General features: G+C 53.5%; 16 protein-coding genes and 4 tRNA genes. 2 read left to right on the forward strand and 18 right to left on the reverse strand.

Annotated features, from left to right (window positions below; all coding sequences use genetic code 11):
• Positions 1–83: 83 nt before the first annotated feature.
• Complete coding sequence (locus V3W49_RS19710) at positions 84–1085, forward strand: glycosyltransferase family 9 protein (RefSeq protein WP_500147703.1); 1002 nt, start codon at positions 84–86, stop codon at positions 1083–1085.
• Here V3W49_RS19710 and V3W49_RS19715 read toward each other — a convergent pair whose 3' ends face one another.
• From V3W49_RS19715 to V3W49_RS19790, 16 genes are all read right to left on the reverse strand, one after another.
• A complete protein-coding gene (locus tag V3W49_RS19715) occupies positions 1086–2129 on the reverse strand; it encodes a diguanylate cyclase (protein ID WP_500147704.1) in 1044 nt (347 codons plus the stop codon).
• A 45-nt stretch (positions 2130–2174) separates the two neighbouring features.
• Positions 2175–2618 (reverse strand): hypothetical protein, encoded by a 444-nt coding sequence (locus V3W49_RS19720; protein ID WP_500147705.1) that lies wholly within the window; start codon positions 2616–2618, stop codon positions 2175–2177.
• A gap of 400 nt (positions 2619–3018) precedes the next feature.
• Positions 3019–3420, reverse strand: a complete 402-nt coding sequence (locus tag V3W49_RS19725) for a PilZ domain-containing protein (RefSeq protein ID WP_500147706.1) — start codon at positions 3418–3420, stop codon at positions 3019–3021.
• A 188-nt stretch (positions 3421–3608) separates the two neighbouring features.
• Complete coding sequence (rpoC, locus tag V3W49_RS19730; protein WP_500147707.1) at positions 3609–7832, reverse strand: DNA-directed RNA polymerase subunit beta'; 4224 nt, start codon at positions 7830–7832, stop codon at positions 3609–3611.
• A 76-nt stretch (positions 7833–7908) separates the two neighbouring features.
• On the reverse strand, positions 7909–11937 hold the full coding sequence (gene rpoB, locus V3W49_RS19735) for a DNA-directed RNA polymerase subunit beta (RefSeq protein WP_500147708.1): 4029 nt from the start codon (positions 11935–11937) through the stop codon (positions 7909–7911).
• A gap of 317 nt (positions 11938–12254) precedes the next feature.
• Positions 12255–12623 carry a 50S ribosomal protein L7/L12 gene (gene rplL, locus V3W49_RS19740; protein ID WP_500147709.1) on the reverse strand — a complete coding sequence of 123 codons (369 nt, stop codon included), beginning with the start codon at positions 12621–12623 and terminating at the stop codon, positions 12255–12257.
• Between the two features lie 69 nt (positions 12624–12692).
• On the reverse strand, positions 12693–13190 hold the full coding sequence (rplJ, locus tag V3W49_RS19745; protein WP_138095293.1) for a 50S ribosomal protein L10: 498 nt from the start codon (positions 13188–13190) through the stop codon (positions 12693–12695).
• Between the two features lie 300 nt (positions 13191–13490).
• Positions 13491–14195, reverse strand: a complete 705-nt coding sequence (gene rplA / locus V3W49_RS19750) for a 50S ribosomal protein L1 (protein WP_500147710.1) — start codon at positions 14193–14195, stop codon at positions 13491–13493.
• Between the two features lie 4 nt (positions 14196–14199).
• Positions 14200–14628 (reverse strand): 50S ribosomal protein L11, encoded by a 429-nt coding sequence (gene rplK / locus V3W49_RS19755; protein WP_500147711.1) that lies wholly within the window; start codon positions 14626–14628, stop codon positions 14200–14202.
• Positions 14629–14769: 141 nt separating this feature from the next.
• Positions 14770–15315, reverse strand: coding sequence for a transcription termination/antitermination protein NusG (gene nusG / locus V3W49_RS19760; protein WP_001287516.1), 546 nt, complete (start codon positions 15313–15315; stop codon positions 14770–14772).
• A 1-nt stretch (position 15316) separates the two neighbouring features.
• Complete coding sequence (gene secE, locus V3W49_RS19765; RefSeq protein ID WP_138095289.1) at positions 15317–15700, reverse strand: preprotein translocase subunit SecE; 384 nt, start codon at positions 15698–15700, stop codon at positions 15317–15319.
• A 229-nt stretch (positions 15701–15929) separates the two neighbouring features.
• Complete coding sequence (gene tuf / locus V3W49_RS19770) at positions 15930–17114, reverse strand: elongation factor Tu (protein WP_500147712.1); 1185 nt, start codon at positions 17112–17114, stop codon at positions 15930–15932.
• 112 nt (positions 17115–17226) lie between these two features.
• Positions 17227–17302, reverse strand: a tRNA-Thr gene (locus V3W49_RS19775).
• 2 nt (positions 17303–17304) lie between these two features.
• A tRNA-Gly gene (locus tag V3W49_RS19780) sits at positions 17305–17379 on the reverse strand.
• A gap of 239 nt (positions 17380–17618) precedes the next feature.
• Positions 17619–17703, reverse strand: a tRNA-Tyr gene (locus V3W49_RS19785).
• A gap of 11 nt (positions 17704–17714) precedes the next feature.
• Positions 17715–17790 (reverse strand) — tRNA-Thr (locus V3W49_RS19790).
• 405 nt (positions 17791–18195) lie between these two features.
• Between V3W49_RS19790 and coaA the strand changes: the two genes are divergently transcribed.
• On the forward strand, positions 18196–19146 hold the full coding sequence (coaA, locus tag V3W49_RS19795) for a type I pantothenate kinase (RefSeq protein WP_500147713.1): 951 nt from the start codon (positions 18196–18198) through the stop codon (positions 19144–19146).
• A gap of 26 nt (positions 19147–19172) precedes the next feature.
• Here the strand turns inward: coaA and birA are convergent, their stop codons facing one another.
• On the reverse strand, positions 19173–20135 hold the full coding sequence (gene birA / locus V3W49_RS19800) for a bifunctional biotin--[acetyl-CoA-carboxylase] ligase/biotin operon repressor BirA (RefSeq protein ID WP_500147714.1): 963 nt from the start codon (positions 20133–20135) through the stop codon (positions 19173–19175).
• Positions 20132–21160: a UDP-N-acetylmuramate dehydrogenase gene (gene murB, locus V3W49_RS19805; protein WP_500147715.1), complete on the reverse strand. Its 1029-nt coding sequence runs from the start codon at positions 21158–21160 to the stop codon at positions 20132–20134. Before murB ends, birA begins: the two co-directional genes overlap by 4 nt.
• Positions 21161–21452: the final 292 nt, after the last annotated feature.

Genomic DNA, 21452 nt, shown 5'->3' on the forward strand with positions numbered 1-21452 from the left:
TAGCGGCGCCCGCGCCGCTATTTTTTTACCCCGTCACACGACCGGGCTATGATGGAACGACCATTAACCAGCCGTAATACGTTATGACCGATAATCTCCTGACCACGCCCGGCAGCCTGCTCAGCGGCAACCAGACCCTGGTCGCCAGTTACGATATCGAACAGGGTGAACGCTACGACAGCCTGAGTCGTCTGGATCGTCCGGAGATATATAACGCCGCGCTGCGCCCCTTTAATCTGGCGCCCGGTAAGCATTCCCGGCTTACCGTCATCAACGGGATGGGGGTGGCGCTGGGGGATTCAGTGATCGGCATTGAAGTCCTGAGCTATCTGAAAAGACATTACCCGAAGCTGGCAATACGGGTGCTGCGCCCTGCCCGAACCCGCGATAGCGTCGAAGCCCTGTATCGCATGGCGCATGAGGCGGGGATTATCAGTGAACTGGCCCGGCTGCCAGCCCAACTGCCCACCGAAGGTATTATCGTCGATATGGGGAACCAGCTGTTTCGCCGGGATTTCGCCACCCAGGAAATGCATGACTTCTTCTATCACCATATGGGGCTCGCAGCCGATGAAATCCGCGAGGCAGACAAACAAAACCACTGGCTGCGCGCGCTACCGCTCCCGCGCTTCCCGGATAACGGGCAACGCTATGTGCTGTTCAGCCCCGGAGCCAGCACGCCGCTACGCGCAATCCCACGCCGTTATTATCCCGAACTCGTCGAACGACTCCACCAGCGCTTTCAGTTGCCAGTCTGGGGCTTCGCCAGTATCGCGCACCCGGCGTATCGCTGCATCGCCAGGGAATGTGACGACACCCGAAAATTTATTGCCGCCATTGCCGGCGCTGACTATCTCTATAGCGCCGACTCATCCGCCCTGCACATTGCTGCGGGGTTTCAGGTGCCAACCCGCGCATTGTTCAGCGCAATCCCGCCGGATCTGCGCACCCGCTATTACCCACATTGTGATGCGGTCTGGCTCGGTGATGACAAAACGAGTCGGTTACATCACAGCAATGATGCCGAACTGCTGCGCCGGGTTGCCAAAAGATTCTCTCGCTTCTTGAATGACAATACGCTGTAACTATCGCGGCTCGGCAACGATAACCTGATCCTTACCATTTCGCTTAGCGTGGTACAGACGCGCATCGACCCGGGCGATTAGCTCTTCGGCCTCTTCACCATTCCAGCGGCTCAGGCCGGCGCTGAAAGTTACACGGCCAATACCCTCGCGCCATTCCCGGCTTCTGATACCAATGCGGCACTTCTCCAGCAGGTGCCGGGCATGCCGCTCCGAAACTCCGCTAAAAATAATCGCGAACTCTTCGCCGCCATAGCGATAAATGGCGCAGTCCAGCGGCGCCAGAACCCCCCGGCATTCAGCAACAATACCGCGCAGCACCACATCCCCTACCGGATGCCCAAAACTGTCGTTAATAGTTTTGAAATTATCGAGATCCAGCAGCGCCAGTGAGAACATCTTATTTTCGCTAATATGTCGCTGAAGATCGTTATCGAATGCCCGTCGATTGAGGCTCCCGGTCAACGCATCATGCACAGATTCAGCGGTTAATGCCGCTTCACGCTCCCGGGTATTGGTGATTTCCTGCGAAAGCAGCGATTCCAGATTCCCCCAGGCGTCCGGCGTGCCGGTCTTGATATGACCGATGATTTTGATGAGCGTTTTATCCCAATGACTCTTTAAGTAAAACCCAAAGAAAAGAAGAATCAGTAATGAAATAACGAAGCCGTAAATGACCTTCTGGGATTCGTTCCAGACCAACTCATTGAGAGTTCGATTGTCCACCGAATAAACCAGCAACCACTTAGTCCGCTCGAAACGCCAGGAGAAAAACCAACGGTCCTGACGCACGTCATAATAAAGCCCACCACTCTTTTTCAATTCTCCGAGGACGGACTGAAAATCATGGCGCCCCGGTGTTTCCTCAACAATATCGTCGGCAATCACTTTACCGGAGTCAGACAACAACACCACATTGCCATCCACCGGAGGAAGCAGGCGTTCAATGTTTTTATTAAGCTGAGCCAGATTGATATCAAATGCCAGTACACCATTAAAAAAACCATGGCTGTTAATCACTGGTGTGGAGAGTGTTACTGTATTCACCCGAGTAATCAGATCCTGATAAGGTTCCGTAAATTTAACCCGATGCTAGGAATTAGCTTCATCAATAAACCAGGGACGCTGCTGGATCTCCTGGGGTTTTTTCTTTTCGATACTTCCCTTTTCCGGTACCCGGATATAATGGCCCGCGGTATCTGCCAGGATCACAGCATTGATCTCCGGAGATTTCGACATAATAAACATCATATGCGCCAGTACGCTGTGGCTGTCCTGGTAAAAAGCATGACTAAATACGTCATCCACACCAAACTTGCTGCTGGCAGAAATAATTTTTTCTTCCACCACATCAATCACATTATTAACATACAACGTCGCAACATTACTAACAAAATTACGACTGATATTAATATATGATTTATGAATGGTATTTTTCTGGCTGTCAATCACAAAAAAAGCGGTGACGATGATCGCCATAAAAGCAGAAAGAAGACTGTAATGTATCTTCTTTGATAACCCAAAGGTCTTTGTCATGAGTATTAACAGCCTACCTGCCCAATCAGAATTATCTTGTAAAATATAAACACCCACCGAGGAAAGCATAAAAATAAACAATAAAAACAATAACTAAAGCGCACAAAAGGAGCTTAAGGATGGTCTCTGTGGTGTCTATCGCACTGAATACTAATGTAATGTCTGGCTACTGACAAGAAGAGGATATCATTCATTTAGCTCTGGCTATTCATGACGTCCTGATAAAACGCCTGACAGACAAACTGAAATACATTTCATCCGTATACAGAATACCAGGAAAAAGCTTTATTAAAGCAAAAAGGATAGAGTCCAGATAAAAACCAGGAATAAGCTTGAATAAAAAAACCAAAAGTTACCAATGATATATTAATAACCCCCTGGCCCTATAATACTGTAGTGATTAACGCTTCAGCACAATCACTTTGGGCATTGCCGCGGCTCCCGGGTAGCGGGCGCCCAGCTCCATCTGGTATATGCTGCGCTGGAGCGCCACTTCCTGCTGGGGTGGTAGGGCTTCGAAGCGGATATGCAGGTAAATCATTCCACTCTGGCCGACGGTTTTATCAATAATAAAGATATCCGTTTCGAACGTCAGATAATCCCCCAGAGAGAACGTGACATGGCGAATCGTCTGCCGGGCATGTAGTGCAGCAATCAGCGAATCACTGCCATACAGGCAGACGCCACCAACAGAGATATTCTGTATGGCAAGATTAATTCTTTTGCCATTCTGAACGAACAGCGCGCAAAAGCCCGCGGAGCCGTGTGGAACATTAACGCGGTAAAAAGAACGTCTCTGCATTATGTTGCTGATTCCTTCAGAAGCGATAGCTATTGGCGTCAGTAAAAAGACTCCGCCCGAAAGCGAATCCCCTGCACAATATACGGAAAATGGCTTAACGCAAAGCAAACGAAGTTGCAAAAAATTGCCTCCGACGAAGGCGAAAAAAAACCCCGCCGAAGCGGGGTTTGGTACATAAGCGCGAAGGCTTATTCGTTGTCGGAACCGCCCAGACCTGCATTCAGCAGTTCTGCCAGGCTGGCGGAAGCTTCTTCCGCGCTGACCTGCTGCACGACCGGCGTTTCGCCAGCCGCGCGACGGCGCATGCGATCCTGGTGGTAGGCATAACCAGTACCCGCCGGAATCAGTCGACCCACGATAACGTTCTCTTTCAGACCGCGCAGTTCGTCGCGTTTGCCCGCAACGGCCGCTTCGGTCAGTACGCGAGTGGTCTCCTGGAACGATGCCGCAGAGATGAACGACTCGGTAGCCAGAGAGGCTTTGGTGATACCCAGCAGATCGCGCATATAAGTCGCGCTGATCTTGCCGTCCGCTTCCAGATCGCGGTTGGCGATCTTAACGCGGGAGAATTCCACCTGCTCGCCTTCCAGGAACTCGGAGCTGCCCGCGTTCATAATGGTGGCCTTACGCAGCATCTGACGAACGATAACTTCGATGTGCTTATCGTTGATCTTAACGCCCTGCAGACGGTATACGTCCTGCACTTCGTTTACGATGTAGCGAGTCACCGCCTGAACGCCACGCAGACGCAGAATGTCGTGCGGCGCTTCCGGACCGTCGGAAATCACATCACCACGCTCTACGCGCTCGCCTTCGAACACGTTCAGCTGACGCCATTTCGGAATCATCTCTTCGTACGGATCGCTACCGTCTACCGGCGTGATGACCAGACGACGCTTGCCTTTGGTCTCTTTGCCGAAGGAGATAATACCGCCGACTTCAGCCAGGATTGCCGGCTCTTTCGGACGACGTGCTTCGAACAGGTCGGCAACGCGCGGCAGACCACCGGTAATATCCTTGGTACCGCCGGATTCCTGCGGAATACGCGCCAGGGTGTCACCAGAGCTTATCTGTACGCCATCGTCGAGCTGAACAATTGCTTTGCCCGGCAGGAAGTACTGCGCCGGCATATCGGTGCCCGGAATCAGTACGTCATCACCATTCGCATCGACAATCTTCAGCGCCGGACGCAGGTCTTTACCACCGGAAGTACGTTCTGCAGAATCCAGAACCACGATGGAAGACAGGCCGGTCAGCTCGTCGGTCTGACGCGTAATGGTCTGGCCGTCGATCATGTCGGTAAAGCGGATGAAACCGGCCACTTCAGTGATAACCGGCATGGTGTGCGGATCCCAGTTCGCCACGGTTTCACCCGCGTTGACCTGCTCGCCGTCGCCCTTCGCCAGTACCGCACCGTAAGGCACTTTATAGCTCTCTTTGGTACGGCCGAATTCGTCAATCAGACGCAGTTCGGTGTTACGGGAGGTGATCACCAGTTTGTCGCTGGAGTTCACAACCGACTTCGCGTTAACCAACTTCAGGCTACCTTTGTTCTTAACCTGAATGCTGGATTCTGCTGCCGCACGCGATGCCGCACCACCGATATGGAAGGTACGCATGGTCAGCTGAGTACCCGGCTCACCGATGGACTGTGCGGCAATAACGCCGATGGCTTCACCCTTGTTGATCAGGTGGCCACGCGCCAGGTCACGACCGTAGCAGTGAGCACAGACGCCGAAGTCGGTGTCACAGGCAACCACAGAACGTACCTTCACGCTGTCGACGGAATTATCTTCCAGTACGTCACACCACTGCTCATTCAGCAGCGTATTGCGCGGTACCAGAATGTCTGCGGTACCCGGCTTCAGCACGTCCTCCGCCGTCACACGCCCCAGAACGCGGTCGCGCAGCGGTTCTTTAACGTCACCGCCTTCGATAACCGGCGTCATCAGGATACCTTCGTGGGTACCACAGTCGTCTTCGGTCACCACCAGATCCTGCGCCACATCGACCAAACGACGGGTCAGGTAACCGGAGTTCGCGGTTTTCAGTGCGGTATCCGCCAGACCTTTACGAGCACCGTGGGTCGAGATGAAGTACTGGAGTACGTTCAGACCTTCACGGAAGTTCGCGGTGATCGGCGTTTCGATGATGGAGCCATCCGGCTTCGCCATCAGACCACGCATACCTGCCAGCTGACGAATCTGCGCCGCAGAACCACGCGCACCGGAGTCGGCCATCATATAGATGCTGTTGAAGGAAACCTGCTGCTCTTCTTCGCCGTCACGGTTGATAACGGTTTCGGTTTGCAGGTTTTCCATCATCGCGCGGGATACACGGTCGTTTGCCGCTGCCCAGATATCGATAACTTTGTTGTAGCGTTCGCCCGCGGTCACCAGACCGGACTGGAACTGCTCCTGAATTTCTGCCACTTCTGCTTCCGCTTCCGCGATGATCTCGGCTTTCTTGGCCGGGATAACCATATCGTCAATACCGACGGAAGCACCAGAACGCGCTGCATAGGCAAAGCCGGTATACATGGTCTGGTCAGCGAAGATAACGGTCGGCTTCAGGCCCAGGATGCGGTAACAGGTGTTCAGCATCTTAGAGATAGCTTTCTTGCCCAGCGCCTGGTTAACGATGGAGAACGGCAGACCTTTCGGCACGATCATCCACAGAATCGCACGACCCACGGTCGTGTCGACCAGGCCGGTTTTGGCAACGAATTCACCCTGAGCATCTTTTTCATACTCGGTGATACGTACCTTAACGCGGGCATGCAGCTCGGCCAGGCCTGCGCGATAAATGCGCTCCGCCTCTTTCGGGCCGGTCAACACCATGCCTTCGCCTTTAGCGTTAACCTTGTCACGGGTCATGTAGTACAGACCCAGTACCACGTCCTGAGACGGCACGATGATCGGCTCACCGTTCGCCGGAGACAGGATGTTGTTGGTCGACATCATCAGCGCACGGGCTTCAAGCTGGGCTTCCAGCGTCAGCGGAACGTGTACCGCCATCTGGTCGCCGTCGAAGTCCGCGTTGTACGCAGCACACACCAGCGGGTGCAGCTGAATAGCCTTACCTTCGATCAGTACCGGCTCAAACGCCTGGATCCCCAGACGGTGCAGGGTCGGTGCACGGTTCAGCAGTACCGGGTGCTCACGGATGACTTCATCCAGGATATCCCATACCACCGCTTCTTCACGCTCGACCATTTTCTTGGCCGCTTTAATGGTGGTAGCAAGGCCGCGCAGTTCCAGCTTGCCATAGATGAACGGCTTGAACAGTTCCAGAGCCATTTTCTTCGGCAGACCGCACTGATGCAGGCGCAGGTACGGGCCTACGGTGATAACGGAACGACCAGAGTAGTCGACGCGTTTACCCAGCAGGTTCTGACGGAAACGACCCTGCTTACCTTTGATCATGTCGGCCAGAGATTTCAGCGGACGCTTGTTGGAGCCCGTGATGGCACGACCGCGACGGCCGTTATCCAGCAGGGCGTCAACCGCTTCCTGCAGCATACGCTTTTCGTTACGTACGATGATGTCCGGCGCAGCCAGATCCAGCAGACGCTTCAGACGATTGTTACGGTTGATCACGCGACGGTACAGATCGTTGAGATCGGAGGTCGCAAAACGGCCACCGTCCAGCGGTACCAGCGGACGCAGATCCGGCGGCAGAACCGGCAGAACGGTCAGAATCATCCACTCCGGCTTGTTGCCGGACTGTACGAAGGCTTCCAGCAGCTTGATACGCTTGGTCAGCTTCTTACGTTTGGTTTCTGAGTTGGTTTCGTTCAGCTCTTCGCGCAGGGTTTCGCACTCCTGCTCCAGATCCATCCCTTTCAGCAGGGCCTGGATAGCTTCGGCGCCCATCTTGGCGTCGAATTCGTCACCGAACTCCTCCAGTGCGTCCAGATACTGCTCTTCAGTCAGGATCTGGCTACGTTCCAGATTAGTCATACCGCCTTCGATAACCACATAGGATTCGAAGTACAGCACGCGCTCGATGTCGCGCAGCGGCATATCCAGCAGCAGACCGATACGGGACGGCAGCGATTTCAGGAACCAGATGTGTGCGGTCGGCGAAGCTAGCTCAATATGCCCCATACGCTCACGGCGTACCTTGGTCTGCGTAACTTCAACGCCACATTTTTCACAGATAACGCCGCGGTGCTTCAGGCGCTTGTACTTACCGCACAGGCACTCGTAGTCTTTCACCGGCCCGAAAATGCGGGCGCAGAACAGACCGTCACGTTCCGGCTTGAACGTACGGTAGTTAATGGTTTCCGGCTTTTTAACTTCACCGAAAGACCAGGAACGGATCATGTCTGGCGAAGCCAGAGCAATTTTGATCGCATCAAACTCTTCGGTTTTAGTTTGCGCTTTCAGAAACTTTAATAAGTCTTTCACGGATTGGCTCCCGTCGGAGTTAGCACATTCTGCTGCCGGGCGCTAACCCGGCAGCAGTGACCTGTTTGAGCGAGAATTACTCGTCTTCCAGTTCGATGTTGATACCCAGCGAACGAATCTCTTTCAACAGTACGTTGAAGGATTCCGGCATACCCGGTTCCATCTGGTGATTGCCATCTACGATGTTCTTATACATCTTAGTACGGCCGTTCACGTCATCAGACTTAACGGTCAGCATTTCCTGCAGGGTGTAGGCGGCGCCGTAAGCTTCCAGCGCCCACACTTCCATCTCACCGAAGCGCTGGCCACCGAACTGCGCCTTACCACCCAGCGGCTGCTGAGTAACAAGGCTGTAAGAACCGGTGGAACGCGCGTGCATCTTGTCGTCAACCAGGTGGTTCAGTTTCAGCATGTACATGTAGCCAACGGTTACCGGACGCTCAAACTGCTCGCCGGTGCGGCCATCGTACAGCGTGATCTGACCGGAAGTCGGCAGGTCGCCCAGCTTCAGCAGCTCTTTGATTTCGGCCTCTTTGGCACCGTCGAACACCGGTGTCGCAATCGGCATACCCTTACGCAGGTTTTCTGCCAGACGCAGAACTTCTTCATCGCTGAAGGTATTCAGGTCGACGCGCTGGCGAACATCCATACCCAGGTCGTAAGCACGCTGGATGAACTCACGCAGCTTCGCTACTTCCTGCTGCTGCTTGAGCATCGCGTTGATCTTGTCGCCGATGCCTTTGGCAGCCATACCCAGGTGGGTTTCCAGGATCTGACCGATGTTCATACGCGACGGTACGCCCAGCGGGTTCAGTACGATATCAACCGGCGTGCCGTTTTCGTCGTAAGGCATATCTTCGATCGGGTTGATCTTGGAGATAACACCTTTGTTACCGTGACGGCCCGCCATCTTGTCACCCGGCTGGATCTGACGTTTAACGGCCAGGTAGACCTTAACGATCTTCAGTACGCCCGGCGCCAGGTCGTCGCCCTGAGTGATCTTGCGACGCTTAGCTTCCAGTTTCTTCTCGAACTCATGTTTCAGTTCGTCGTACTGTTCAGCCAGTTGCTCCAGCTGGCTCTGCTTCTCTTCATCGGTCAGGCCCAGCTCCAGCCAGCGATCGCGCGGCAGTTTGTCGAGCTTCTCGGCTTCAACACCGCCGGCAACCAGCACCGCGTAGATTCGGCTAAACAGACCGGCTTCAAGGATCTGCAGTTCTTCAGACAGGTCTTTCTTCGCCTGCTTGAGCTGCATCTCTTCGATTTCCAGAGCACGCTTGTCTTTTTCCACGCCATCGCGGGTAAAGACCTGAACGTCGATAACGGTACCGGATACGCCGTTCGGCACGCGCAGAGAAGAATCTTTAACGTCAGACGCTTTCTCACCGAAGATGGCGCGCAGCAGCTTCTCTTCCGGGGTCAGCTGAGTTTCGCCCTTCGGCGTTACCTTACCGACCAGAATGTCGCCACCGGTCACTTCCGCACCGATATAGACAATACCGGACTCATCCAGTTTAGAGAGCGCAGCTTCACCCACGTTCGGGATATCCGCGGTGATCTCTTCCGGCCCCAGTTTGGTGTCACGAGACACACAGGCCAGTTCCTGAATGTGGATGGTGGTGAATCGGTCTTCCTGCACCACGCGCTCGGAAACGAGGATGGAGTCCTCGAAGTTGTAGCCGTTCCACGGCATGAACGCGACGCGCATGTTCTGACCCAGCGCCAGTTCGCCCAGATCGGTGGACGGGCCGTCGGCCAGCACGTCGCCGCGCTCTACCGGCTCACCCAGAGAAACGCACGGCATCTGGTTGATGCAGGTGTTCTGGTTGGAACGGGTGTATTTGGTCAGGTTGTAGATGTCGATGCCCGCTTCGCCCGGATACATCTCATCTTCATTAACCTTGATAACGATACGGGAAGCGTCGACGTACTGCACCACACCGCCGCGTTTGGCAACGGCGGTTACGCCGGAGTCAACGGCAACGGCGCGTTCCATACCGGTACCAACCAGCGGCTTGTCGGCGCGCAGGGTCGGTACCGCCTGACGCTGCATGTTCGCACCCATCAATGCGCGGTTTGCGTCATCGTGCTCCAGGAACGGAATCAGGGAGGCGCCCACGGAAACCACCTGCTGGGTGGATACGTCCATATAGTCAACCTGATCGCTGCTGAACAGGCTGGATTCGCCTTTGTTACGGCAGGTTACCAGGTCGTCGACGAAAGCGCCGTCGTCATCCAGGCGGGCGTTAGCCTGCGCGATAACGAAGTTACCTTCTTCAATGGCGGAAAGGTAGTGAATCTCATCAGATACCTTGCCATCGATAACGCGACGGTATGGCGTTTCCAGGAAGCCATACTCGTTAGTCTGCGCGTATACAGACAGGGAGTTGATCAGACCGATGTTCGGGCCTTCCGGCGTTTCGATAGGACATACGCGACCGTAGTGAGTCGGGTGAACGTCTCGAACCTCAAAGCCGGCGCGCTCACGGGTCAGACCGCCCGGGCCCAGTGCGGAGATACGACGCTTATGGGTAATCTCGGACAGCGGGTTGTTCTGATCCATAAACTGAGACAGCTGGCTGGAGCCGAAGAACTCCTTCACTGCCGCAGAGATAGGCTTGGCGTTGATCATATCCTGAGGCATCAGGGTGTCGAGGTCGCCAAGAGACAGACGCTCTTTCACCGCTCGCTCTACACGAACCAGACCGACGCGGAACTGGTTTTCCGCCATTTCACCTACGGAACGGATACGACGGTTGCCGAGGTGGTCGATATCGTCCACTTCGCCTTTACCGTTACGAATATCGATGAGTTTTTTCATCACATCGATAATGTCTTCTTCACTCAGGATACCGGAGCCTTCAACTTCGTCGCGCAGCAGCGAACGGTTGAACTTCATACGGCCAACCGCAGACAGATCGTAACGGTCTTCAGAGAAGAACAGATTTTCGAACAGGCTTTCCGCCGCTTCGCGTGTCGGCGGCTCACCAGGGCGCATCATGCGGTAGATTTCAACCAGTGCGCTCAGGCGATCGCTGGTCGGATCAACACGCAGCGTTTCAGAAATGTACGGGCCGTGATCGAGGTCGTTGGTGAACAGCGTCTCGATGCGCTTGTGGCCCGCCTGGCTCAGTTTAGCCAGCAGGTCCAGTGACAGCTCCATGTTGGCCGGGCAGATCAGCTCGCCGGTAGATTCATCAACATAGTCTTTCGCTGCAACTTTACCCGCGATGTACTCAACCGGAACTTCAATGTGTTTCACATCGTCTTTTTCAAGCATCCGGATATGGCGCGCGGTGATTCGACGGCCTTTCTCGACGTAAACCTTACCGTTCGCTTCGATATCGAAGGAGGCAGTTTCGCCGCGCAGGCGTTCCGGAACCAGCTCCATCTGCAGCTTGTTGTCGCGAATCTCGTAGACCACTTTTTCAAAAAACAGATCGAGAATCTGCTCTGAAGTGTAGTTCAGGGCACGCAGAATGATGGAGGCCGGCAGTTTACGACGGCGGTCGATACGGACGAACAGGTTGTCTTTCGGATCGAATTCGAAATCCAGCCAGGAGCCGCGGTAAGGGATAATACGTGCGTTATACAGCACTTTACCCGAAGAGTGAGTTTTACCCTTATCGCTGTCAAAGAAGACGCCCGGGCTACGATGCAGCTGAGAAACGATAACACGCTCGGTACCATTGATAACGAAGGTACCGTTGTCGGTCATGAGCGGAATTTCGCCCATGTAGACTTCCTGCTCTTTGATGTCTTTTACGGTACCTTCTGGCGCTTCGCGCTCGTAGATAACCAGACGCAGCTTCACACGCAGCGGTGCCGAAAAGGTCACGCCACGAATCTGACACTCTTTAACATCGAACACAGGTTCGCCAAGGCGGTAGCTGACATACTGCAGCTCTGAATTACCGCTATAGCTCTGAATCGGGAATACGGAACGGAAAGCGGCTTCCAGACCGTTTTGCCCCTCAGGATCTTGCTCGATAAACTTCTGGAACGAGTCAAGCTGGATAGAAAGGAGATATGGGACATCCAGCACCTGCGGACGTTTACCAAAATCCTTACGAATACGTTTTTTCTCGGTATAGGAGTAAACCATAGGGTTCCTCAGCTCGCTGACAAGTCGACCCACCCTGTCCATGGAAGGACAGTTTATGCAACACCATTTTGTTGACCGAGAAGTGGAACACTTCCCGCAATGCCTGTTTCTATCACTCTTAAATCATTTCATTGCGATTTACCCAGGGCCACGCCCTGTCGCAGTATATTAAGTCGTCGATAGAAACAAGCATTGTGGAGCAACCAGCAGTCAAACAGTGTGAAACGCTACTGGTGCTCTACAGCGCAAAAAGGCTGGTGACTAAAAAGTCACCAGCCATCAGCCTGATTTCTCAGGCTGCTACCTGTAAGACGGGCTTACTTGATTTCAACTTCAGCGCCAGCTTCTTCCAGGGATTTTTTCAGAGCTTCAGCGTCGTCTTTGCTAACGCCTTCTTTCAGAGCTGCCGGAGCAGACTCTACCAGGTCTTTAGCTTCTTTCAGACCCAGGCCGGTAGCACCACGTACTGCTTTGATTACAGCAACTTTGTTACCGCCTGCGGCTTTCAGAATGACGTCGAACTCGGTCTTCTCTTCAGCAGCTTCAGCAGCACCGCCAGCAGCAACAGCTACAGCAGCAGCGGCAGAAACGCCGAATTTTTCTTCCATTGCAGAAACCAGCTCTACGATATCCATTACGGACATAGCGGCAACTGCTTCGATGATTTGATCTTTAGTGATAGACATTTGATTGTTCCTGAAAATCAGAATTAAGTTTATACGTTAGCAAGGAGTACGCCAGCCAAAAGAGTGCGATTAAGCAGCTTCTTTTGCATCGCGTACAGCAGCCAGAGTACGAACCAGTTTGCCGGCAGCGGCTTCTTTCATGGTCGACATCAGGCGTGCCAGTGCTTCTTCGTAAGTCGGCAGCGTTGCCAGGCGATCGATCTGCGACGCCGGGATCAGCTCACCTTCAAAGGCAGCGGCTTTGACCTCAAAATCTGCATTCGCTTTAGCGAACTCTTTGAACAGACGAGCGGCAGCGCCCGGGTGTTCCATTGAGTATGCGATCAGGGTCGGACCAACAAACGCGTCTTTCAGGCACTCAAACTGAGTCCCCTCAACAACACGGCGCAGCAGGGTGTTACGAACAACACGCATGTATACGCCGGCTTCGCGACCTGCTTTACGCAGTTCGGTCATTTTGTCTACAGTTACGCCACGGGAATCCGCAACTACTGCAGACAGCGCGCCTTTGGCTACTTCGCTGACTTCAGCAACAATCGCTTGTTTGTCTTGAAGATTTAAAGCCATTAGCTTTTGCTCCTGGATTTTTGCCGGGGACAAATGGCCCCGGAACTCACTTCACTTCGAGCCGAAACCCGAAGCGTCGAAATACGGTGAGCAGAAGCAAGCCAAAGATTATTAAAAAATACTCTTCAGGTTCTGTCACCGTCTACGCAGGAAATTAAGACTCTTGCGAACCACCTGCGGTCTTGGACGGAGGCCTGGATAAGGCCAGGCTCCAACCGGATAAATCATCGCCGTTTTGCACAGGGCAAAACAGTGGGCGTAAAATTGTAGACAAATTCGCCGCCCACGTCAAAGGCGAAATTAGTTAGCGGAAGCGCTCAGACCAGCCTGGTCTACCGCAACACCCGCGCCCATGGTAGTGGACAGGCTAACTTTCTTGATGTACACGCCTTTCGCAGCAGCCGGCTTCGCCTTTTTCAGGGCAACCAGCAGCGCTTCCAGGTTTTCTTTCAGTTTGTCAGCGTCGAAGTCAACTTTACCGATGGTGGTGTGGATGATGCCGTTCTTGTCGTTACGGTAACGGATCTGACCGGCTTTAGCGTTTTTAACAGCTTCAGCAACGTTCGGCGTTACGGTACCCACTTTCGGGTTCGGCATCAGGCCACGCGGCCCCAGGATCTGGCCCAGCTGGCCAACTACGCGCATCGCATCCGGAGAAGCGATAACAACGTCGAAGTCCATCTCGCCTTTCTTAACCTGTTCAGCCAGGTCTTCCATACCTACCAGCTCGGCGCCAGCTGCTTTAGCAGCTTCAGCGTTCGGGCCCTGGGTAAATACGGCTACGCGAACGGAACGGCCAGTACCGTGCGGCAGTACGGTTGCACCACGAACGTTCTGGTCAGATTTACGCGCGTCGATGCCGAGGTTTACAGCAACGTCTACGCTTTCTACGAATTTAGCGGTGGCCAGCTCTTTCAGCAGAGCAACGGCTTCGTTGATGTCGTACTGTTTGGTCGCATCAACTTTCTCACGGATCACGCGCATGCGCTTGGTCAGTTTAGCCATTGTCTTAGTCCTCCACTACCAGGCCCATGGAACGAGCGGTACCTTCGATGGAACGAGCCATCGCTTCAATATCGGCACCGGTCATGTCCGCCGCTTTAGTCTGGGCAATTTCCAGAACCTGAGCGCGAGTTACTTTACCCACTTTGTCTTTGTTCGGCTTGCCGGAACCAGACTTGATACCAGCAGCTTTCTTCAGCAGAACGGCAGCCGGCGGGGTTTTGGTAACAAAGGTGAAGGAACGGTCAGCGTAAACGGTAATTACGACCGGAATCGGCAGACCCTTCTCGATGGAATCAGTCTTGGCGTTGAACGCCTTACAGAATTCCATGATGTTAACACCCTGCTGACCCAGAGCCGGACCAACCGGCGGGCTCGGGTTAGCCATACCAGCTGCAACCTGCAGCTTAACGTAGGCTTGTACTTTCTTGGCCATCTTAAATTTCCTCTGTTGGGTATAGCGCCTGAAGAACAGGCTCCCCATATTAAAACCGTCTTACGGGCAGGGCCCATAAAAACAAAAGGCGCGAAATTGTATTCCAATCTCGCGCCCCATGCAACGTTCGATCGCTGTGGTTTAGGCTTTTTCTACCTGACTGAAGTCCAGCTCGACTGGCGTCGCGCGACCAAAGATGGAAACCGATACCTTCAGGCGGCTTTTCTCGTAGTCCACCTCTTCCACCACGCCGTTGAAGTCAGCAAACGGACCATCGTTGACGCGAACCATTTCGCCCGGTTCGAACAGCGTTTTCGGACGCGGCTTATCACCCACCTGCTGCAGGCGGTTCATAATCGCATCAACTTCTTTGTCGCTGATCGGCGCAGGACGATCGGATGTCCCTCCGATGAATCCCATCACGCGCGGTACGCTGCGCACCAGGTGCCAGCTCGCATCATTCATCACCATTTGAACCAGTACATAGCCCGGGAAGAATTTGCGCTCGCTTTTACGACGCTGGCCACCGCGGATCTCAACAACCTCTTCGGTTGGCACCATGACTTCGCCAAACAGATCTTCCATGTTATGCAATTTGATATGCTCGCGCAGGGAAGTCGCTACGCGGCCTTCAAAACCGGAAAACGCCTGAACGACGTACCAGCGCTTTTTTGGAGCTTCAGACATCTCAGAACCTCAGGCCAGTGATAAAGGATACCAGGCGGACCAGAATGCCATCCAGCCCCCACAGGATCAGTGACATGACAGCAGTCACCGCTGCCACGATCAGCGTGGTGTGCAGAGTTTCCTGACGAGTCGGCCAAATCACCTTACGGACTTCGGTTCTCGCTTCGCGGGCAAACGCGACTGTCGCTTTGCCTTTGGTCGTCAACAGCGCAACACCGCCCGCCGCAGCAATCAGAATCACCACTGCGAGAGCTCGCAGCGGCAGGGTAATATCACGATAAAGATAGTTGCCAACGATAGCCACGAGCAGCAGCACGGCAACAACCAGCCATTTCATCGCTTCCAGGCCGCGCCCACTTCCCTGAGCTTCGGTATTCGCACTCATAAATCAACCTGTCACAATAAAGACAAACATTTGCGCCCCGGCTAAGCGGGGCAGACCAGACCGGCGTACGTTGCCGCACATCCGGCATTAACGCTATCGGCAGAGCCTGTCTCAGCAATGATTATGAGAAAAAAATCACTGATGAGCCAGGTTCTGTATTTCGACAGCGTACAAAAAGGGCATCAAATGATGCCCTTTCCTTGTGCATTGCGTCAAATGTTATCGACAATTAAGCTTTAACTTCAGCTACAACGCCTGCACCAACGGTACGACCACCTTCACGGATTGCGAAGCGCAGACCTTTGTCCATCGCGATCGGGTGGATCAGCTCAACATCCATCTTGATGTTGTCGCCAGGCATTACCATCTCTACGCCTTCCGGCAGAGTGATGGAGCCCGTCACGTCAGTGGTACGGAAGTAGAACTGCGGACGGTAGCCTTTGAAGAACGGAGTATGACGGCCGCCTTCATCTTTAGACAGAACGTAAACTTCTGCTTCGAACCTGGTGTGCGGGTTGATGGAGCCCGGCTTAGCCAGTACCTGACCACGCTGAACTTCGTCACGCTTGGTACCACGCAGCAGGATACCGCAGTTCTCACCGGCACGGCCTTCGTCCAGCAGTTTGCGGAACATTTCAACGCCAGTACAGGTGGTCTTCGCAGTCTCTTTGATACCCACGATTTCCACTTCGTCGCCTACTTTGATGATACCGGTTTCTACACGACCGGTAACAACGGTACCACGACCAGAGATGGAGAATACGTCTTCGATCGGCAGCAGGAACGGCTTGTCGGTGTCACGCTCCGGCTCCGGAATGTAGGAGTCCAGCGCTTCAGCCAGTTCAATAACCTTCGCTTCCCACTCTGCGTCGCCTTCCAGCGCTTTCAGCGCGGAGCCGCGGATAACCGGGCAGTCGTCACCCGGGAAGTCGTACTGAGACAGCAGCTCACGAACTTCCATCTCAACCAGTTCCAGCAGCTCTTCGTCATCAACCATGTCACACTTGTTCATGAACACGATGATGCACGGTACGCCTACCTGGCGGCCCAGCAGGATGTGCTCACGGGTCTGCGGCATCGGGCCGTCAGTCGCAGCAACAACCAGGATAGCGCCGTCCATCTGAGCAGCACCGGTGATCATGTTTTTCACGTAGTCGGCGTGCCCGGGGCAGTCAACGTGTGCGTAGTGACGGGTCGGGGTGTCATATTCAACGTGAGAGGTGTTGATGGTGATACCACGAGCCTTCTCTTCCGGCGCGTTATCGATCTGGTCGAATGCGCGGGCAGCACCGCCGTAGGTTTTAGCCAGAACGGTGGTAATGGCGGCGGTCAGCGTTGTTTTACCATGGTCAACGTGGCCGATAGTACCGACGTTAACGTGCGGTTTTGTACGTTCAAACTTTTCTTTAGACATCGATTGTCCCTCTAAGACACGGATAAATCGGTGATATCACCACATCAACCAGGCACAACGCCTGAATTTGTTGAATTCAGAAACAGAAGAGAAACAGGGGGGATAAAGGAGGTGGTGCTGATAGGCAGATTCGAACTGCCGACCTCACCCTTACCAAGGGTGCGCTCTACCAACTGAGCTATATCAGCACTGGAGCGGGCAGCGGGAATCGAACCCGCATCATCAGCTTGGAAGGCTGAGGTAATAGCCATTATACGATGCCCGCATCCTGAAACCCGGCTACCTGATTCTTTCTGGAGAGAAAACCTCTCAAGTATTCGAGCCGTTTTGTTGAGGCTACCGCCTCGTACAGCACTTTAAGCACTGCTAAAACAGCGGTGAAACAAACTCCATCTCACCTGATGAATATTACGCATTACATAATATTCGCCGAAGGTTTTCACCTTCGCCAGCCAGCGCTTCAGCAGAGTCGCTTACTGGTTTACCGCATTGCTGCGGTGAAAATGGTGGTGGGGGAAGGATTCGAACCTTCGAAGTCGATGACGGCAGATTTACAGTCTGCTCCCTTTGGCCACTCGGGAACCCCACCCGATACTTGATTGGTGCCGGCTGCCGGAATCGAACTGGCGACCTACTGATTACAAGTCAGTTGCTCTACCAACTGAGCTAAGCCGGCATCAAGTAGCGCGCATTCTAGAAACAGCGGCCCGCCTATGCAACAAAAAAATTGCGTAAAATGGCCTACCGCTCACATTTTGCGCTACAGACTGAAAAAGTGCTGATATTTTACGCAAATTGGTACTGCGGTTTGCTTTACTGACGAGAATTGTCTGATCAAATGATTTTCCACATTCACCAGAATATTGCACACTACGTGCGCTCTATCCGTGCGACTGACCCGTTACAGCATCCAGCCGATGACTCGTTTGCAGCATAGCACAGGATCGAAGGGGCGATTTTTTCTTATTATTCGCCAGCATCTGGTGATACCCTCCAGCCCTGATATTAAAAATTTGTTGATGTAGTGCGCCAGTGTGGGAGTCCTCTGGTATCTCCCTGAACCGCAGGCCGATGCATGCTTATGAGCAATAAAGAGCAAAAGTTAATGACGCCTTATCTTCAGTTCAACCGGAGCCAGTGGGCCGCACTCCGTAATTCCGTCCCTATGACGTTGACGGAAAGCGAAGTCGCTCGTCTTAAGGGGATCAACGAAGATCTCTCGCTCGAAGAAGTGGCGGAAATCTATCTGCCTCTATCCCGTCTGCTGAATTTCTATATCAGTTCCGATCTGCGTCGTCAGGCTGTGCTGGAGCAGTTCCTGGGCACTAACGGGCAGCGAATTCCCTACGTCATTAGTATCGCTGGCAGCGTCGCCGTGGGTAAAAGCACGACAGCCCGCGTTTTACAGGCGCTACTCAGCCGATGGCCGGAACACCGCAAAGTAGAGCTGATCACGACCGATGGCTTCCTCTACCCCATCAAGGTTCTGAAAGAGCGCGACCTGATGAAAAAGAAGGGATTTCCGCAATCGTATGATATGCATCGGCTGGTGAAGTTTGTCTCGGATATCAAGTCAGGAGTTCCTGACGTAACGGCGCCGGTCTATTCCCATCTGACCTATGATGTCATTCCTGGAGGGGATAAAACTGTCAACCAGCCGGATATTCTGATTCTGGAAGGCCTTAATGTTTTGCAAAGCGGTATGGATTATCCTCACGATCCGCATCATGTATTTGTCTCTGATTTCGTCGATTTTTCTATTTATGTTGATGCGCCAGAGGATCTGCTGGAAAGTTGGTACATTAACCGCTTCCTGAAATTCCGGGAAGGGGCATTTACCGATCCCGATTCTTATTTCCACAACTATGCAAAGTTATCCAGAGAAGAGGCTATCGAAACGGCAACCCGGCTGTGGAGAGAGATTAACTGGCAGAATCTTAAGGAAAATATTCTTCCCACTCGCGAACGAGCCAGTCTCATCATGACCAAAAGCGCGAATCACGCCGTAGATTGCGTGCGGTTACGAAAATAAATAAAGGGGGGCCACCCCCTTTATTCTCAATCGGCCGGACGTAATGAAATTTCGCCGCCAACCCAGGGCGTAATAACGCCACCCTGTTCCAGCATTAACGCCCCTTGAGCGTTAATACCGCGTGAGATTCCTGGTATTTCACGCTCTCCAATAATCAACTTAACCGGGCGGTTAATAAAATTATCCAGTTTTTCCCAGCGCGCCAGGAAGGTTGCCAGGCCGCCCTGTTCAAACTGACGCAACGACTGGCGCAACTCCTTGATCAACAGTACCGCCAGCTGGTTGCGATCGACACTAATCCCCGCCTCCTGCAGATTGATCCACCCCTGATTCACGATATCAGTCGCAACATTGCGCATGGCCAGATTAATACCACCACCGAAGACAATTTGTGCCGCATCGCCTGTTTTACCTGTAAGCTCAACGAGAATCCCCGCCAGTTTGCGATCGTGTAGATAGAGATCATTAGGCCATTTAACTCTGACATCGTTAGCGCCCAACTTATGAAGTACTTCCGCCATAACGATACCTATGACCAGGCTAAGTCCTACCGCCGCTGCCGGCCCCTGTTCAAGGCGCCAGTACATGGAAAGGTACAGATTTGCGCCAAAAGGAGAGAACCACTGGCGACCGCGGCGGCCACGCCCTGCCTGCTGATATTCTGCGATGCAGACATCTCCCGATTTCAGTTCGCTGATACGGTTAATCAAATACTGGTTGGTGGAATCAATCACCGGTAGTACGGCTACAGAACCTTCGCCAATCTGGCTAAGGATAACATCGCGATCCAGTAACTGGATCGGAGCTGGCAGGCTATAGCCCTTACCGGAAACGGTAAATACATCAATCCCCCAGTCGCGCAGGGTCTGGATATGTTTATTAATCGCGGCCCGGCTCATGCCCAGCAGTTCACCAAGCTGCTCACCAGAATGAAACTCGCCATCGGCCAGAATACCGATAAGCGTCAAGGGGACTCTGTAATCCTTCATGCAATGGCCTCCACCGCGCTGACTTCTCCCATGGCACCAATAAAGCGCACTTCGGGTTCCAGCCAGACATTAAATGTTTTCCCCACGCGCTGGCGGACGTCATGGGCAAGCGCAACCACATCCTGCGCGGTCGCATTGTGTTCATTAATCAAAACCAACGCCTGCTGGCGATGAACCGCCGCTCCCCCTTTTTGATACCCTTTTAACTGACAGCGATCGATAAGCCAGCCAGCGGCCAGTTTCACCGTACCATCCGCCTGTGGATAATGAGGAGCTTCCGGAAATTCGGTCAGTAATGCCGCTGCCTGCTGCTGCATTATGACGGGATTTTTAAAGAAACTGCCGGCATTTCCGATACGGGCGGGATCCGGTAGCTTACTGCGTCGCATATGACAAACGGCCCCGAACACCTGCTGTGGCGTGACGTCCTGTGGGTTCAGGCGAGCAAGATCCCCATAGGAAAGCACCGGCTGCCACAGCTTCGGCAAACGCAGCCCCAGTGCCGTGATGGCATAGCGATGCTGATATTCATGTTTAAAGATACTATCACGATAGCCAAAGCGACATTCATCCGCCGACAGGCGCTTATGCTCTCCGGAAGTAAGCTCCAGGCAGTCGACATAGTCGCACATCTGCCTCAACTCTACGCCGTAAGCACCGATATTCTGGATTGGTGCAGAACCCGCGCAGCCTGGAATCAACGCCAGATTCTCCAGACCCGCCATGCCTTGCTCCAGGGTATATTCCACCAGGCGGTGCCAGTTCTCTCCTGCTCCTGCGTGTACATGCCAGGCATCACTCTCTTCACGAACGGAGATCCCGGTAATACGGTTCAGAATGACCGTGCCGGCAAAATCTTCCAGCAGCAGAACATTACTGCCCTCCCCCAGAATCAATACCGGTTGATGTTCCACATTAGCGCTCTGCCATGCATTCAGGAGTTGTTGTTCATCTTCAGCCTGCACAATCCGGGCCGCCCGGGCATCGATACCGAAAGTATTGAAAGGTTTTAGGGAGGTGGTCATCGTCTCTTTCCAGGTCAGTAAAACTCCGCTAGTTTACCCTATCCTGTCGACGATCGCTTATAAGGTGTCTGAAGAGTGATGTCTGGATGTGGTCTGAAGCTCTCTCCCACCGACAGGAAAGGCTCTATGCGGCCTGATGCCCTCACCCCGGCCCTCTCCCGCAGGGAGAGGGAGAAAAACGCAAAAAGCCCCGGTCACTGACCGGGGCTCTTCACCTGTTCCTGACGCGCTTCTCACCGACAGGCCGCAGACATAAAAAAAAGCCATCCTTACGGATGGCCTTTTCTTTTGT

It is taken from the genome of Rosenbergiella sp. YN46 (genome assembly GCF_036620675.1).
Lineage (GTDB): Bacteria > Pseudomonadota > Gammaproteobacteria > Enterobacterales > Enterobacteriaceae > Jejubacter.